The 16,782-nt window shown below is 58.5% G+C and carries 16 protein-coding genes; 12 read left to right on the top strand and 4 right to left on the bottom strand.

Features of this window, described 5'->3' with window-relative positions:
* The first annotated feature begins 291 nt into the window (after positions 1-291).
* Together ACA054_RS16890 and ACA054_RS16895 are read left to right on the top strand one after the other, a co-directional pair.
* The gene (locus ACA054_RS16890) at positions 292-1,878 is read left to right on the top strand and encodes an ABC-F family ATPase (protein ID WP_497685264.1); all 1,587 of its coding nucleotides are present in this window, start codon (positions 292-294) and stop codon (positions 1,876-1,878) included.
* 267 nt (positions 1,879-2,145) lie between these two features.
* Positions 2,146-3,333 carry an MFS transporter gene (locus tag ACA054_RS16895; RefSeq protein WP_497685265.1) on the top strand — a complete coding sequence of 396 codons (1,188 nt, stop codon included), beginning with the start codon at positions 2,146-2,148 and terminating at the stop codon, positions 3,331-3,333.
* A gap of 112 nt (positions 3,334-3,445) precedes the next feature.
* Here the strand turns inward: ACA054_RS16895 and ACA054_RS16900 are convergent, their stop codons facing one another.
* Both ACA054_RS16900 and ACA054_RS16905 read right to left on the bottom strand, forming a co-directional pair.
* Positions 3,446-4,483: an alpha/beta hydrolase family protein gene (locus tag ACA054_RS16900; RefSeq protein WP_497685266.1), complete on the bottom strand. Its 1,038-nt coding sequence runs from the start codon at positions 4,481-4,483 to the stop codon at positions 3,446-3,448.
* Between the two features lie 183 nt (positions 4,484-4,666).
* On the bottom strand, positions 4,667-5,278 hold the full coding sequence (locus tag ACA054_RS16905) for an FMN-dependent NADH-azoreductase (protein ID WP_497685267.1): 612 nt from the start codon (positions 5,276-5,278) through the stop codon (positions 4,667-4,669).
* A gap of 131 nt (positions 5,279-5,409) precedes the next feature.
* Here ACA054_RS16905 and ACA054_RS16910 point away from each other — a divergent pair, with 131 nt between their 5' ends.
* The gene (locus ACA054_RS16910; protein ID WP_497685268.1) at positions 5,410-6,318 is read left to right on the top strand and encodes a LysR substrate-binding domain-containing protein; all 909 of its coding nucleotides are present in this window, start codon (positions 5,410-5,412) and stop codon (positions 6,316-6,318) included.
* On the top strand, positions 6,315-6,674 hold the full coding sequence (locus tag ACA054_RS16915; RefSeq protein WP_497685269.1) for an MmcQ/YjbR family DNA-binding protein: 360 nt from the start codon (positions 6,315-6,317) through the stop codon (positions 6,672-6,674). The genes ACA054_RS16910 and ACA054_RS16915 overlap by 4 nt, the downstream gene beginning before the upstream one ends.
* A gap of 11 nt (positions 6,675-6,685) precedes the next feature.
* On the opposite strand, the gene ACA054_RS16920 is transcribed toward ACA054_RS16915, so the two are convergent.
* Both ACA054_RS16920 and ACA054_RS16925 read right to left on the bottom strand, forming a co-directional pair.
* Entirely contained in the window at positions 6,686-7,114 is a 429-nt protein-coding gene (locus ACA054_RS16920; protein WP_497685270.1) for a DUF1294 domain-containing protein, read from the bottom strand.
* Positions 7,111-7,941: an undecaprenyl-diphosphate phosphatase gene (locus ACA054_RS16925; protein ID WP_497685271.1), complete on the bottom strand. Its 831-nt coding sequence runs from the start codon at positions 7,939-7,941 to the stop codon at positions 7,111-7,113. The genes ACA054_RS16920 and ACA054_RS16925 overlap by 4 nt, the downstream gene beginning before the upstream one ends.
* Positions 7,942-8,238: 297 nt before the next feature.
* Between ACA054_RS16925 and pnuC the strand changes: the two genes are divergently transcribed.
* The 8 genes from pnuC (at position 8,239) to fapF (ending at position 15,156) form a co-directional block, all read left to right on the top strand.
* Positions 8,239-8,802 carry a nicotinamide riboside transporter PnuC gene (pnuC, locus tag ACA054_RS16930; RefSeq protein WP_497685272.1) on the top strand — a complete coding sequence of 188 codons (564 nt, stop codon included), beginning with the start codon at positions 8,239-8,241 and terminating at the stop codon, positions 8,800-8,802.
* Positions 8,799-9,323 (top strand): AAA family ATPase, encoded by a 525-nt coding sequence (locus ACA054_RS16935; RefSeq protein ID WP_497690323.1) that lies wholly within the window; start codon positions 8,799-8,801, stop codon positions 9,321-9,323. The genes pnuC and ACA054_RS16935 overlap by 4 nt, the downstream gene beginning before the upstream one ends.
* A 332-nt stretch (positions 9,324-9,655) precedes the next feature.
* Entirely contained in the window at positions 9,656-10,093 is a 438-nt protein-coding gene (gene fapA / locus ACA054_RS16940; RefSeq protein ID WP_497690324.1) for a functional amyloid chaperone FapA, read from the top strand.
* Position 10,094: 1 nt separating this feature from the next.
* Positions 10,095-10,667: a fibril amyloid subunit FapB gene (gene fapB / locus ACA054_RS16945; RefSeq protein ID WP_497685273.1), complete on the top strand. Its 573-nt coding sequence runs from the start codon at positions 10,095-10,097 to the stop codon at positions 10,665-10,667.
* A gap of 51 nt (positions 10,668-10,718) precedes the next feature.
* On the top strand, positions 10,719-12,287 hold the full coding sequence (fapC, locus tag ACA054_RS16950; protein WP_497685274.1) for an amyloid-like fimbrin subunit FapC: 1,569 nt from the start codon (positions 10,719-10,721) through the stop codon (positions 12,285-12,287).
* A 62-nt stretch (positions 12,288-12,349) separates the two neighbouring features.
* Positions 12,350-13,030: a fibril amyloid maturation endopeptidase FapD gene (gene fapD, locus ACA054_RS16955; protein WP_497685275.1), complete on the top strand. Its 681-nt coding sequence runs from the start codon at positions 12,350-12,352 to the stop codon at positions 13,028-13,030.
* Positions 13,031-13,076: 46 nt separating this feature from the next.
* Entirely contained in the window at positions 13,077-13,829 is a 753-nt protein-coding gene (fapE, locus tag ACA054_RS16960) for a fibril amyloid subunit FapE (protein ID WP_497685276.1), read from the top strand.
* Positions 13,830-13,875: 46 nt separating this feature from the next.
* Entirely contained in the window at positions 13,876-15,156 is a 1,281-nt protein-coding gene (gene fapF, locus ACA054_RS16965; protein WP_497685277.1) for a fibril amyloid transporter FapF, read from the top strand.
* Positions 15,157-16,782: the final 1,626 nt, after the last annotated feature.

Consider the following 16,782-nt stretch of genomic DNA (forward strand, 5'->3'; position numbering starts at 1 on the left):
GTTGATACCGTCAATGCGTCGGTGCGACCTTAATGCCCTATCGTTTATATAGCCAGACCAGTACAATCGCCGCCAAACTTTACGCGCCCCCCTTGGTTGATGACGGGAACGACCCCGACCTCAGCGCACTTCGACTCGGGCCAAGCGCTCCTTATGCTGCTGTCCACTTAATGCCAAATGGATCTTGCGCTGTTGACCGGGATGTACTGCCCATGGTCGAACAGCGTGAACGGGTACTGAATCGGTACTGCCGCAACCCTAGCTACTCTGAATGCTTCGCAGGAAAAACCTTTGATTTCTACAGCTAACATCACGATGCAGTTCGGCGCCAAGCCGTTGTTCGAAAACGTTTCGGTCAAATTCGGCGCGGGCAACCGCTACGGCCTGATCGGCGCCAACGGTTGCGGCAAGTCGACCTTCATGAAAATCCTCGGTAGCGACCTTGATCCATCCGGCGGCCAGGTCATGCTGGAACCGAACGTGCGCCTGGGTAAATTGCGCCAGGACCAGTTCGCCTACGAAGAATTCACCGTAATCGACACTGTGATCATGGGTCACGAAGAGCTGTGGAAGGTCAAGGCCGAGCGCGACCGCATCTACTCGCTGCCGGAAATGACCGAAGAAGACGGCATGGCAGTGGCCGAGCTGGAAACCGAATTCGCAGAAATGGACGGCTACACTGCCGAATCCCGTGCCGGTGAACTGTTGTTGGGCCTGGGTATCGGCATTGAGCAGCATTTCGGCCCGATGAGCGAAGTTTCCCCAGGCTGGAAGCTGCGAGTATTGCTGGCTCAGGCGCTGTTCTCCGACCCTGAAGTGTTGCTACTCGACGAACCAACCAACCACCTGGACATCAACACCATCCGCTGGCTGGAAAACGTTCTGACCCAGCGCTCCAGCTTGATGATCATCATCTCTCACGACCGTCACTTCCTGAACAGCGTGTGCACGCACATGGCTGACCTGGACTACGGCGAGCTGCGCCTGTTCCCGGGCAACTACGACGAGTACATGACCGTGGCGACCCAGTCCCGCGAGCAACTGCTGTCGGACAACGCCAAGAAGAAAGCGCAGATCTCCGAGCTGCAATCGTTCGTCAGCCGCTTCTCGGCCAACGCCTCGAAAGCCAAGCAGGCGACCTCCCGCGCCAAGGCGATCGACAAGATCCAGCTGGCCGAGGTCAAGCCTTCGAGCCGTGTGAGCCCGTTCATCCGTTTCGAACAGACCAAGAAGCTGCACCGTCAAGCGGTCATCGTCGAGCGCATGGCCAAAGGCTTCGACGGCAAGCCGCTGTTCAAGGATTTCAGCTTCGTTGTTGAAGCCGGCGAGCGCGTGGCGATCATTGGCCCGAACGGTATCGGCAAAACCACCCTGCTGCGTACCCTGGTCAACGAACTGACCCCGGATGCCGGCACCGTCAAGTGGACCGACGCGGCAGAGCTGGGCTACTACGCCCAGGATCACGCCCACGACTTCGAAGACGACGTCAGCCTGTTCGACTGGATGGGCCAGTGGACTCAGGGCGAGCAGGTCATTCGCGGCACCCTGGGTCGCATGCTGTTCTCCAACGACGAGATCCTCAAGTCGGTCAAGGTCATCTCCGGTGGTGAGCAAGGTCGCATGCTGTTCGGCAAGCTGATCCTGCAAAAGCCCAACGTGCTGGTGATGGACGAACCGACCAACCACCTGGACATGGAATCCATCGAAGCGCTGAACCTGGCGCTGGAAAACTACCCGGGCACGCTGATCTTCGTCAGCCACGACCGTGAGTTCGTGTCGTCCCTGGCTACCCGCATCATCGAGTTGAGCCCGAACGGCGTGACCGACTTCAGCGGTACCTATGACGATTACCTGCGTAGCCAGGGTGTGGTGTTTTAAGGGCAGCTGCTAGTTTCAAGTTGTAAGCTACAAGTAAAAGCCCTGTCCTTTGTGACGGGGCTTTTTGCATTCAGACTCATGATTTTCTGTGGTGTCGAGACCTTCGCGAGCAGGCTCGCTCCCACAGGGGAATGCATTTCAAATGTGGGAGTGAGCCTGCTCGCGAAGAGGCCTTCAAGAACAGCGATAATTAGTTAGCCTGCTTTCTTTTATCCCACAGCCACGCCATCATGCAGTTCTCCCACCGCCGCCCGCGAACGAGCCCTCATGTCTGCGCAAGAACAGCCACCGCAAAGCTCCATGGCGATCACCTTGCAGATCGTATCCATCGTTTTCTATACCTTCGTCGCCTTCCTCTGCATCGGCCTGCCGATTGCGGTGTTGCCGGGGTATGTCCATGAACAGCTCGGGTTCAGCGCCATCGTTGCCGGCTTGACCATCGGTTCGCAGTACCTCGCCACCTTGCTCAGCCGCCCAATGGCCGGGCGCATGTCGGACAATGTCGGCACCAAGCGCGCAATCATTTACGGGCTCGTGGGGATTGTCTTGAGTGGTGGGCTGACATTGCTGTCGGTGTTGTTGCAAAGCTTGCCCCTTCTCAGCCTGCTGATCCTGATCGCCGGTCGCCTATTGTTAGGGATCGCCCAAGGCCTGATCGGTGTTGGCACGATTAGTTGGTGCATGGGCCAGGTAGGCGCGGAACACACTGCGCGTTCGATCTCGTGGAACGGCATCGCATCCTACGGCGCAATTGCCATTGGGGCACCGGCAGGCGTGGTGATGGTAGACCAGCTGGGGTTCGCCAGTCTGGGCATTGCACTGTCGCTGATGGCTCTGGCGGCGCTGCTATTGATTCGCAACAAACCGTCGGTTCCGGTCATTCGTGGCGAGCGCCTTCCGTTCTGGGCGGTATTCGGGCGCATCGCACCGTTTGGTGCCAGTCTGAGTCTGGCCTCGATCGGCTACGGCACCCTCACCACCTTTATTACCTTGTATTACGTCAATCGTGGCTGGAGCGGCGCGGCGTATTGCCTGACGGTGTTTGGGGTGTGCTTCATCCTGGCCCGGTTATTGTTCATTTCCAGCGTCAGCCGCTTTGGCGGCTTCAATTCAGCCATTGCCTGCATGACCATCGAGACCATCGGCCTGCTGCTGCTGTGGCTGGCGCCTTCGACCGGCTATGCGTTGATCGGTGCCGGCCTGACCGGATTCGGTCTGTCGCTGGTGTATCCGGCGCTGGGCGTCGAGGCTATCAAGCAGGTACCCAACTCCAGCCGCGGTGCGGGCCTGAGCGCTTATGCGGTGTTTTTCGATCTGGCGCTGGCGATTGCCGGTCCGTTGATGGGCGCGGTGGCGTTGAACCTGGGGTATTCGTGGATTTTCTTCAGTGCGGCGTTGTTGTCGGTTGGTGCACTGGGTTTGACACTGTTACTGAAACGCCGCGCGACGGATTGACGCCAACTCCCTGTAGGAGCTGCCGCAGGCTGCGATCTTTTGATCTTGATCTTAGAAAGCAAAATCAAAAGATCGCAGCCTGCGGCAGCTCCTACAGGGGTATGTGATATGGCTATTGATCGGCGGTTTGCATCCCGGCCCGCGTGGACTTGCCCAACGTGCGAGAGAAGAAGCGCCCGGCTTCAGAGATGAGGTTACGGTGAATGTCCGCGCGATCGACACCCTCGGCATCGGTGCACAGGGCCGGCATGATGACGATCTGTTCGTCATTGCACGGTGCCATGAATACGAAGTGCCCGGCCCCGGCGAGCAGCTTGAAGTCGGGGGCGACGGGGAGCTTGCGCGCCAGGGCGGCGGCGTTCTTGTCGGGATACACCAGTTTGTCGCCATCGCCGCTGTAAAGCAGTACCGGAACATGCACATCGGCGAGGGTATGACGGCCGAACTTCAGGCTCAGCGGCGCCATCAGCAGCAATGCATGGACGCGCGGGTCGGCCACCGGTTGCAAATCGTCGCGGTCGACGATCAGTTCGCCCTGGGTATTACAGGCATCACGGTCGTCCGGGCGTTCCTGGCAGTAACGGCGCAGACGATCCAGGTCCGGGGTCGCGCCGGACAGTATCAACGCCGTCTCCCCGCCCGCCGAATAACCGATGACCCCGACCTGCTCGGCATTGACGAAGGGTGCGAGCATGGGGTCGCCCAGCGTCGCGGTAATGGCTTCGGAAATCTGGATCGGCCGTCCGTACAGGTTGCTCAAGGTGCCGAGGCGGCTGTGGTCTTTGGAGTTGTCGCCCGGATGAATCACCGCCACCACCACAAAACCCTTGCGGGCCAGCGACGTGGCCAGGTCATGCAGGGCCAGCGGTGTGCCGGTGTTGCCATGGGACAGCATCAGCATCGGAAAACGGCCCATGGCGACTTTGGTGTCTTCGCCGGCTTCGACGCTGTAACCCTCAAGTATACTGGCGTGTTCCTTTGCGCTCGAAGGATAGAAGGCAATGGCACGCATCGGTTGCAGATCGAGCGGATCGAGAAAGCTCAACTCGTGGAAACCGACGCTCCAGTGAGTATGCGGCGCAGTTGCTGCGTGCACTGAATTCAGGCTGGCGAGCAGACAGATCAGTAAACCTGCACAAAGACGCACCATGGGATGCCCCACCTTGTTACCGGAACGGAGACGTTAAGCCTCGACTGCATAACTCAGGCCACAATTTTGCAACAGCATCTTGCAACAGTCAGAAACAAAAAACTCCGCATCTGCCGCTTGCGTGAACAGAATACAGAGTTTTTTGGGGATTGCCTGCAGCGGCAGTGGGTCTTTACCCAAGCCTTACGCGGCGGCGAACAACTGCTCACTGATTTGCGTCTGGGCATCGCTCATGGCTTTGCCGCGCACTTCGTCACCGTAGGCCAGGCCATGGGCGCGGACGAACTCGATGTCGGTAATGCCGATGAAACCGAACAGCACCTTCAAGTAATCTTCGTGGGCAACACCGGTTGCCTGACCGGCGTGCAGGCCACCGGAAGTCGAGACGATCACGACTTTCTTGCCACCGCACAGGCCTTCAGGGCCGGCTTCGGTGTAGCGGAAGGTCTGGCCGGCCACGGCGATGCGGTCGATCCAGGCTTTCAATTGGGTCGGGATAGTGAAGTTGTACATCGGCGCTGCAATGACCACGGCATCGGCGGCGAGGAACTCGGCCAGGGTCGACGCGCTTAGCTCGGCTTCGTGCTGTTGAGCGGCGCTGCGCAGTTCGGCAGTCGTACCTGCTGCAACCAAGGTGGCCCCGGAGAAATGGCTGATAGCGTCGGCAGCCAAATCGCGGTAGGTCACCACGGCGGACGGCTCGGCGGCTTGCCAGGCTTTTACGACTTCGCTGCTCAGCTGACGGGAAGCCGAGTTGTCACCAAGAATGCTCGAATCGATATGCAGCAGTTTCATATGGGATCTCCAGGTGAGGATCGCCGCCAGGGCGATCTGATGGAAACAATCCTACAGATGAAACCAATAGCTGATTAGTCTGCAACAATGCGATAGTTTGTCTCAGTGATAGAACGATCGAGAAAACGCTTATGCAAGACCTTAATGACCTCTATTACTTCGCCAAAGTCGTCGAGGCCGGCGGCTTCGCGGCCGCCGGGCGTTTGCTGGGGATTCCCAAGTCGCGACTGTCGAGGCGCATTGCCGAACTTGAGGAGCGCCTGGGTGCACGGTTACTGCAACGCACCACCCGCCAGTTGAAACTCACCGCCGTGGGCGAACGTTATCTGCGCCACTGTCAGGCGATGTTACTGGAAGCGGAAATGGCTGACGAAGCCGTGGCCAGTATGTCCAGCGAACCTCGCGGGCGCTTGCGGGTATCTTCCCCGGTCGGCCTTGCACACGAAATGCTGCCAGGGGTGATTAGTAACTTCCTGGAGAAATACCCTCAAGTACAGCTGGAGGTGATGCTGGTCAATCGTCGCGTCGATCTGGTGACCGAAGGCGTGGACGTTGCGTTGCGCGTACGCGAGCCGGGTGATGAAGACCCGCTGCTGGTGACCCGCCGCCTGCGCCAGGCGCAGATGTTGATGGTCGCCAGCCCCGCATTCCTCCAGGGACTCGAGATCAATCATCCCGACGACCTGAAAAACCTGCCGGTGCTCGGCGCCCTCGAACCCGATCGCCTGGTGCACATTGGCCTGGTCGATCGTCTGGGCAAAAAACACGACCTGGCCCTTGAAGCGCGATTGGGCATCGACGACTTCATCGTGCGCAAGACCTGCACCCTCGCCGGCCAGGGTTTTACCACACTGCCGATGATGTATTGCGAGCAGGAACTGGCAGAAGGCTCACTGGTACAGTTACTACCCGAGTGGTCGTTGCCCGGGGGCTGGCTGCAGGCGGTCTACCCTCATCGACGCGGCGTGATGCCGGCCGTGCGTGCCTGGCTCGACCATCTGATCGAAACATTCAATGCCTGTGGGGATCGTTTGATATGAAGGCAGGACGCATGAACGAGGCCGACGTGGCGGCTTTTTGCCTGGCATTGCCAGGTGCCCGTGAAGACTACAAATGGGGTGGCGTGCGGGTGTTTTCGATTGCCGGTAACAAGATGTTCGCCTTGCAGAACCTGCGCGGCGACTCCCTGGCGTTCAAAGTCGACAAAGACCTGTTTCTCGGCCACTGCGACCGTCCGGGCATTCACCCGGCGCCTTATCTGGCGCGGGCACAATGGATCATAATGGCCACGCCCTACCCGCTCGGCGCCGAGGAACTGCAAGGCTTGCTGCGACGCTCCCATCAGCTTGTAGCCTGTAGGTTGCCCAAGCGCACGCAGGTCGGCTTACTGCTCTAGAACCTGCAGGATCAAAACAGTGCGAACAGCTGCGCACCCAGGAACAACCGGTCGATCCAGAACACCTGGTGCAGCAGGACGATGATCCAGAACACCAATTGGAAGGACACCTTGCGCGTCTTGTGCCGAAACACTTGCTGCGCGAGCAAGGCGCCCGGCCAGCCGCCGGCGAATTCCAGCGCATGCAGGACGTTTTCCGGGGTACGCCTTTGATCGGCGCGCGCCTTACGCTTGTCGCTCCAGTACAGCAAGAACGCCAGCACGCTGACGATGCTGTAGGCCGCCAGGGGAATCAGCGAAACCCCTTGCAGCCACAACGACATCGAACCGAACAGCGGCAGCGCGCACAACATCGCGAACACCAGCACTTTCAGGCGCAGGTTTTGTATTTCTCCCCCGGATTGGCGTCCGGAGTTGTTGCGCGCGCTGACATCGTTCATGGCTTGGCCGCGGTCCAGTCGACCCAGCCAAACTGCCAGGTGGCCAGGATGAGCAAGCCGAATGCGATGCGGTACCAGGCGAACGCTGCATAGCTGTGGCTGGCGATGAACTTGAGCAAACCTCTGACCGCTATCATCGCGAAAATGAACGCAGTGACGAAGCCGATCGCAAACACCGGGAAGTCAGACGGCACGAACAGGTCGCGGTACTTGTAGCCCGAGTACACCGCCGCGCCCACCATGGTCGGCATGGCCAGAAAGAAGGAAAACTCGGTAGCGGTCTTGCGCGACAGGCCGAACAACAAGCCGCCGATGATCGTCGAGCCGGAGCGCGAGGTGCCCGGAATCATCGCCAGGCACTGGGCCAGGCCAACTTTCAGGGCGTCTTTCCAGGTCATGTCATCGACGCTTTCGGCATGGACTTCGTGCTGGCGCTTTTCAGCCCACAACATGACGATCCCGCCCACTACCAATGCCGTGGCCACCGTGATCGGGTTGAACAGGTAGTGGTGAATCAGGTCGGCGAAAATCACCCCCAGTACCACCGCCGGCAGGAACGCAATCAGCAGGTTGGCAGTAAAGCGCCGGGCACTTGGTTGCGTCGGCAAGCCGACGACCACGTCGAAGATCTTGCGGCGAAACTCCCACACCACCGCCAGTATCGCACCCAGCTGGATAATGATGTTGAACGCCATGGCGCGCTCGCCACCGAAGTCGAGCAAGTCGGCGACAATAATCTGGTGCCCGGTACTGGAAATGGGCAAGAACTCCGTCAGCCCTTCTACAACGCCAAGAATCAAAGCCTGGAAGGCCGTCCAAAGATCCATCAATCCCCCAAAAGGCTATGCGCCGCCGCATGCCTCGTTAATATATTCAAAGCCGTTTACTGCAATCAGCGTCGTTAAGTCCCGCGCGCACAAGCCTACCCAAAAAACTATCAGAGTCTTGTGAAAAATCAGTTTGATTTCAGGTTTTTGCGTGCGGGGGCGAAATCCTAGCAGACAAGTTCGCTTTACGCTGCCGAGTTACCGAGTTATCGGCACCGAGGGAATCGCTGCAACAAGCCTCTTTGCCATAATCCGGTTACAATCCGCACCCTCTTCGATTTCCCCCAAGGAACCTGCATGTCCGGGCTTGAACTGTTTGCCGCCACCCTCGGCGTCATCGCCGTCTGGTTGACGGTCAAACAGAACCCCTGGTGCTGGCCGATCGGCCTGGTCATGGTGCTGATCTACAGCTGGATCTTTTTCGAGGTCAAGCTGTATTCGGACATGTTGCTGCAAGTGATCTATGCCGCGCTGCAGGTCTACGGCTGGTGGCAGTGGACCCGCGCTGGCCAGGCGCATCATGGGCGCGAAGTCAGCCGGCTGGACGCAAAAGCGGTGGCGTCGGGGCTGGCCCTGGGCGCGCTCGGCAGTCTGTTGCTGGGCGCCGCTATGGCGCACTGGACCGATGCTGCGCAACCCTGGCTCGATGCCGCCCTCACGGGCTTCAGCCTGGTGGCGCAATTGTGGATGGCGCAAAAACGCCTGCAGTGCTGGCCGCTGTGGATCGTCCTGGATTGTGTCTTCGTCGGCTTGTTCCTCTATAAAGGGATGTACCTGACGGCTGGCCTCTATGGCCTGTTTACCCTGCTGGCCATTCAAGGCTGGCGCACATGGCGCAGCGATCCGCTGCTGTGCCCATGAAGGTGCTGGTGCTGGCAGGACCGGAATCGAGCGGCAAAAGCTGGCTTTCGAACGAGATTCACGCCAATTTCGGCGGCATATTGGTCGGTGAGTACGTTCGGTATTTCATCGAAAATGAAGCCCGCGTAACCTGCTACGATGACATTACGCCAATAGCACTTGGCCAGCTGTCTTGGGAGGATCAAGCCCGTGCCAAACAGCCGTCCCTGTTGATTCTCGATACGCACCTGTTAAGCAACATCCTTTGGAGTCAGACTCTGTTTGGCGCTTGCCCGTCGTGGATCGAGCAGGCATTGCTGGTACGTCACTACGACCTGCATCTGCTGCTGAGCGCTGAGACCGTGGACTGGCATGACGATGGGCAACGTTGCCAACCGCAATTGGCAGAACGCCAGGCGTTTTTCCAGGCCAGCCGCCAATGGCTTGACCTGCATGACCAGCCTTACCAGGTAATGCAAGGTGACTGGCAACAGCGCAAGGACGCGGCATTCGAGGCAGTGACGCGCTTGCTCAAGGCCTGACAGGGCGGCCCCGCCCTGCAGAAAATGTCCATTCCTGAAACACCCTCCCCTGCGCAAACCCGCGAGCTAAAGCGGTCCAAGCATTTTCGCAAGAAAATGTTAAGCCACTGATACAAATTGCCTTAAACGCCCTTAACTAGCAATGCCGCCTGCATGGAGGGCGCTTTTGCGTGGTTCTGTCTCAGCGCCGTTACAAAGTGTTTTTCACCACCTCAACAGTTAAAGCCAAACCACTGTTATTCAAAGCAAAACGAAAACCGGCACACCTTCTGCTCTCTTCCCCTGCAACGCTGATAAGGGCCAGCGTTCCACTTACAGAAGGAATTGCCGTCGTGGGGAAATTTGACAACAGTATCTATAGCCTCGTGCTGGTCGGATGTGCACTGAGTTCAACGGTTTGCCTGCCTGTACAAGCGGACAACGGCATCATCATCATCAAGCGTGATGTCCAGGTGCGTAACGCGACGATTCCGCCGCTGGTTCCCGATCCTAACCCCACGACCGTCAACGCCAACCCGTCCAAACAAGTCCTCGCTCAAACCAACGAGTTGAGCGACGGTGACTTTGCCGGCGTCGCCAGTGGTGCAGGCATCTCCCGCCTGGTGACGCAAAACACCAACAACCTGGGCGGCAACATAAGCACCCAGAACCAGCTTTCCAACCAACCCGCCGGGCGGTCGGGCAATTCCGGCAGTGGTATTGCCAACATGGTCAATTCAAACGTCCAGCAGGGCCTGGGTGCTCTGAGAATGATAACGGGAGACCGTTAAGATGAATCGTTCGCTGCTGATGATCGCCATGTTTTGCAGTGCATCGACCTTCGCCCAATCCCCCGTCATCAACAACGCCGACATCGACGGTTCGGGCGCGCAGTACCAGGGCAACTTCGCGGTCAACCAGGCGGCCGGCGACCTGCAGCAACAGGCCAACGCCCGGGCCATCGCCGCTGGTCATAACGCCAGCGCGACCACAGAGATTCGCCAACGGTTGCGCACCATTGTCGACCCCAATATGGATGCCCACTCCAGCATTCAAGGCGATTCCTTCAGTCATGGCAATGGCGTGTTGGGCGTCAACCAAAGCGCGGGCGCCAGCAACCAGCAAGCCAATGCGCTGCGGATCAGCACCAGCGCACAGCCGCAAAGTATCGATGACAGCGTCCTCAGGCAACAGAACGTGACGCTGCTCAACAACTCCGATCCAACTGACTCTGCACCAGGCTATCGCCAGGTCACTACCAGTGACCAGGCTTTCACCGGTAGCCGTGGGGTAATTCAGTTGAATCAGAGCGCCGGGGTGGGAAACCGAATGGCCAACACCCTGAGCGTACGGGTCGTGGATTGACCCAAACAGGTAATAACAACACTTAACCTAAAATAAGTACGGAGAATCACCATGAAACCTTCGATGGCATTAAAGCCTCTGGTTTTCGCAATTGCTGCGGTCATGGCTGTTGCTGTACAAGCTGGGCAAAACGATAGGCGTGGCAACCACCATAACAACGGTGGCCAACAACAAACCCCTCCTGCAAGGATGGTCCCCATCAGCGCGACTGCCAATGCTAACGACAGACAGAGCAATACCGGCAACCGCATCTGGAATGAAGGGGTAGAAAACTCGGCCGAGATGAGTAGTTCGGCCGCAGGCGCGAGCGGCAACGTCGGTGTCAACGTGGCGGCAGGTAACGGCAACCAGCAAGACAACGCCGCCGCCATCGCCAACGCAGCTTCCGACAACGCCGCGATCGATAACAGCTTCGTGTTCGGCACTGCCAGTGCCACCGCTGACGTCAGGCAAACCAGCAACCGTAACGTCGTCAACAACTTCGGCGTAACCAACTCTGCCGTGATGAGTGGGTCTGCCGACGGCAGCAGCGGTAATGTGGGTGTCAACATTGCTGCCGGCGATCTGAACCAACAGAAAAACACCATGGCAATTGCCAATACCAATGCTCCACTCGGTAGCGCAAGAGCCACTGCCTCCGCCAATCAAGACGGTCCTGGCTTGATCGTGAATAACACCGCTGACCGGACCTATCGCGTGGATACCATTACGGTTACCAAAACCGCTAGCGGTAGTTCCTCTCGCGAGAAGTCCTTCGAAGCCAGCGGCAGTCAAAGCAATTCGTCTAGCTGGGCCGCTGCCGGGTCCAGGAGCTCTGAGGCCAGCGGTTCCTTCAGCCTGGATGCAAGTGGTTCCAAAAGCAGTAATGCCAGCGGTTCCAACAGCAGCAGCGCAAGCGGTTCCAACAGCCTTGCTGCAAGCGGGTCCAATAGCAGCAGTGCAAGCGGGTCCAACAGCAGCAATGCGAGCGGGTCCAATAGCAGCAGTGCAAGCGGTTCATCGAGTGCTTCTCTGAATGCTTCCCTGGATGCTTCCCTGGACGCTGCTGCGGCGGCTTCCAGCTCCACTACCTACAACAATGGTTTTGGCGATCGCACCCGCAGCAGAGAGTCCGACGCATCGCTTACCGCTTCGCTTAGCGCAACGCTTGACGTGTCAGTAGACAAATCGTTCGACAAATCGCGCGAATCCTCGTACGACAAGTCTCGCGATTCGTCGTTCGACAGGTCTCGCGATTCCTCGTTCGACGTAACTCGCGACTCCTCGTACGACAAATCCCGTGAATCGGCGTACGACAAATCGCGCGATTCCTCGTTCGAAAAATCGTTCGATACTTCGTTCGAGAAAGCGAACGCGTCGTCGTACGATAAATCGGGCAGCAAGTCGTCCGAATCCGAGTATGCAAAAGCGAAAAGCTGGAGTGAAAGCAGCTCTTATGATTTGAGCAACACCTACTCTTATCAAGTGCTGACTCCAACTGGCTGGGCCAACCCTGTGACCAACACTGCAACCCTGAGCGGTTCGGTGAACGGCGGCAGCGGCAACCTGGGCGTCAACGTGGCTGCTGGTGTGGGCAACCAACAAAGCAACTCGCTGGCCATCTCCAACCAATCGTTCTAATGCTGTCTGTGGAGGCCCCCTTTCGGGGGCCTTTTTCAACCCGACCAGAAGGCGTCCCCACCATGCGTATTATCGCCTTGGCAGTTTTGCTTTGCGTGGCCAGTGTGATCGAGGCTGCACAGCTGCCGCTGTCCGTCCTGCCGGGCGGTGCGTTGGTGTACAAGCCGATCCAGAGCGTACGCGAGCGCAAGTTTGCCGACCTGGTGCAACAGAAAACCGACTTCAGTTGCGGCGCCGCGGCGCTGGCGACCATCCTGCGCCAGGCCTACTGGCTGGACGTAGACGAAGAACAAATCATCGAAGGCATGCTGTCACACTCCGATCAGGATCTGGTCCGCGTCCAGGGCTTCTCCATGCTCGACATGAAGCGCTACGTGGAAAGTATCGGCATGCGGGCCCGTGGCTACCGGGTATCACCGGAGTCCTTGAAGGAGATCAAAATTCCGGTGGTGGTACTCTTGGACATCCGTGGCTACAAACACTTTGTGGTCATGCAAAGAGTCCACAACGACTGGGTCTATATCGGCGATCCGGTACTCGGGCATAAACGCTACAAAGTCGATGACTTTATCAAAGGCTGGAACGGCATCATCTTTGCCGTCATCGGCCAGGGCTACGACAAGACCAATGCGTTGCTCGACCCGCCCCTGCCACTGACCGCCAAGAACCGCGTCAACACCTTCAGCCCGGTGCAGGACGCCGAGTTGATGGATTTCGGCTTCATACAAAGCGACTTCTTCTAAATAACTCTTCTAATAACAATGGAGCACGATGCTCCGGGAGTATCCAATGAAGACTCCAATCTGGCTGGCCGTGGTATGCCTGGCCGCCAGCCTGCCGACCCATGCAGAAATATTGAAGCCCATTGAACTGAACGACCAGGAATTGGCAAGCCTGCGAGGCCGCTATGTCATGCCGGGACGGATCATCAGTTTCGGCATTGCCATGACCAGCACCTGGCAAAATGCCAACGGTGAAGTGATCGGGGCAACTTCCAGGATGCAGATTCAACAATCGACCATCAAGCCACAGTTCTATGTGACGATGATCGACGAAAAAGGCTATGGCTCAGCGCGTAGTCAAACCACTGGTACTGGCACAGGGACCGTCACGGGCGGCGGCGGCCTCAACAGCACCGAAGGCGTCACTCAAGTCGTGCGGGCTGCCGGCGACAACAACACGGCCTACAACAACGTTGATATCAACGTCACCAAGGCCAACCAGGCCCCGGTAACGCAACAGCAGGGCCAGGCATTGGCCGCAGGCTCGACGTTGGTTGGCGCCAATGGCGCGGGCTCGCTGAGCGTTTCCTCGAGCGGTACGGGTGTGCAACTCAACATCGTGGCCAACAACAACCAGGGCAGTACCGTACAACGCCTGGCCCAGGGCGGACTGATGCAGAACACGACTTTGCTCGGCAGCAGCAACCAGGTCAGGAACTTCACATCCTTCAATGTCGTGCTGCGTGACAACGTGGCAACAGCCGGATCGTTCAACGGCAACCTGGACCAGCTCAAAGGTCTTCGCACTCAAGGATTCTGATCTACGCTCAGTCTCATCATCTGTAGTCAGAAGGGACGGCTAACCCATGCACCGATCGTTAACGTTTAGAGTTATCGTCTGTTTGAGTAGCCTGGCACCGGCCCCATTGCTATACGCAGCACCGGACCCCCAGGTCGAAGCACTAAAACAAGAACTCATGGAGTTGAAACAGCGTTACGAAGCACAACAGAACGCGCTGATGGTACTCGAACAGCGCGTTCGCCAAGTCGAAGAAGCACCGGCGACACCCGCTCCCAAACGCCTGACCAAGTCCCCCGCCGAAACGCCCAGTAGTGGCCAGACGGTGGCTGCCGGCGCGCCCGGAACCACGGGCAGTTCCTACGGGCAGTCGCTCAAAGATGATTCGGAACCGGCACAAAGCGTTTCCAACCTGTACGACGAAGCCAGCGGGTTCTTCGGCGGCGGCAAGTTCAGCGTCGAAACCGGCCTGACCTACACGCACTACGATACCCGTGCGCTGACGCTCAACGGCTTCCTGGCGCTGGACTCGATTTTCCTCGGCAACATCAACCTTGACCGCATCAAGGCCGACAACTGGACACTGGACCTGACCGCCCGCTACAACGTGGCCCAACGCTGGCAGTTCGACATTAACGTCCCCGTGGTCTATCGCGAATCGACGTATTCCTCCGGTGGCGCCGGTGGCGCGGCCAACGGGATTTCAGACGCGAGCGTTACCCGCGACCCGGCCATCGGCGATGTGAACGTTGGCGTTGCCTACAAGTTCCTGGATGAGTCGGCCAACCTGCCCGACGCGGTGGTGACACTGCGCGTCAAGGCGCCGACCGGGGATGACCCTTACGGCATCAAGCTGGTCGAGGTCCCGGGCAACGATAATCTCGCAGTACCCGAAGACTTGCCTACCGGTAATGGTGTCTGGGCGATCACCCCGGGTATCTCGCTGGTCAAGACCTTCGATCCAGCCGTACTGTTCGGCAGCCTGTCCTACACCTACAACATGGAAGACTCTTTCAGCGACATCAGCCCCACGGTCAACACCAAGGTGCCCGGGGACGTGAAACTGGGCGATTCCTGGCAGGTCGGCGCCGGCATTGCCTTCGCCTTGAACGAGAAGATGAGTATGTCGTTCTCGTTCACCGACCAGTTCGCCCGCAAGAGCAAGATCAAGCCGGACGGCGGCGATTGGCAATCGATCTCCAACAGCGACTACAATTCGGCAAACTTCAACATCGGCATGACCCTGGCCGCCTCCGACAATCTGACGATCGTTCCCAACCTGGCCATCGGCCTGACCGACGACTCGCCAGACTTCTCCTTCAGCCTGAAATTCCCGTACTACTTCTGACCCACAACAAAGCCCCGTTGCGACTTCAATCGTAACGGGGCTTAGGTATTTATTATTTGTAGATCAAAAGATCGCAGCCTGCGGCAGCTCCTACAGGGGGAACGCATTCACTTGAGATCAGGCCGGCCGGCAGGCCGCCTCGCTTTTGCTTTGGCTTTTGATTTTCTTGCCCCCTCACGCCCTGAGCCTGTCTGTCAACCTGTGACGACCGCCATCGGCGCCTCTACCAAAGTTGATCCATGCCGCGTCGAAGCCTCTGGGAGATTGTTGTCGGAGTACATATCCATTGCTGCGGTAACGACCACTTAGGGTTTCGCCCTTACGGCGACTCACTTTTCCAAACGCCGGAATGCCGGCCCAGCGAAAAGTAAGCAAAAGGCTTTGCCCCACCACTCGGTGCCTCGCCTAGGCTCGGCATGCCCTCACTCCGGAATTGCTCCGTGGGTCGCCGCGATGGGCCATCCATGGCCCAGCGCGGCTAAACCGGCGTCCTGCCGGTTTACCCACTGCGCAATGCCTGCGTTCGGCCATCGTGGTTTAACGGGGCGCCCAAATCTGAAGCCAAAGCGAGGCGGCCTGACAGCCGACCTGACTTTTATGGCTGTACCTGATCCCCTGTGGGAGCGAGCCTGCTCCGGGCGGCGTTCCGACGATGGACGTTAACGATAACGCGCCCTGTCTGGATAAACGCGTTGTCTGGACGTTTTTCGCGAGCAGGCTCGCTCCCACAATGGGATCGCGGACAAGCCTGCAATCAGGTCGGCTTTAAGGCCGCCTCGCATTTGCCGTTGCTTTGGCTTTTGATTTTCTTGCCCCCTCACGCCCTGAGCCTGTCCGTCAACCTGTGACTACCGCCATCGGCGCCTCTACCAACGTTGATCCATGCTGCGTCGAAGCCTCTGGGAGATTGTTGTCGGAGTACATATCCATTGCTGCGGTAACGACCACTTAGGGTTTCGCCCTTACGGCGACTCACTTTTCCAAACGCCGAAAAGTAAGCAAAAGGCTCTTGCCCCACCACTCGGTGCCTCGCTTAGGCTCGGCATGCCCTCACTCCGGCATTGCTCCGTGGGTCGCCGCGATGGGCCATCCCTGGCCCAGCGCGGCTAAACCGGCGTCCTGCCGGTTTACCCACTACGCAATGCCTGCGTTCGGCCATCGTGGTTTAACGGGGCGCCCAAATCTAAAGCCAAAGCGAGGCGGCCTTAAAGCCGACCTGACTTTGCAGATACCCCCCAATTCCCTGTGGGAGCGAGCCTGCTCGCGATGGACGTCAACGATAACGCGTGCTGTCTGAAGGATCGCGTTGTCTGGACGTTTTTCGCGAGCAGGCTCGCTCCCACAATGGGATCGCGGACAGACCTGTAATCAGGTCGGCTGTCAGGCCGCCTCGCTTTTGCTGTTTGCTTTGGCTTTTGATTTTCTTGCCCCCTCGAGAGGCCGAGTGGAGGTTCTGCGCAGTGGGCAAACCGGCATGGATGCCGGTTTAGCCGCGCTGGGCCAAGGATGGCCCATCGCGGCGGGCCCACGGAGCAGGACCGGAGCGAGGGCATGCCGAGCCACAGCGAGGCACCGAACGCCAGGGGCAAGAGCCCTTAGTTACTTGGGGCTCTTCCAAGTGACTCG

This window comes from Pseudomonas sp. LBUM1653, assembly GCF_059716115.1.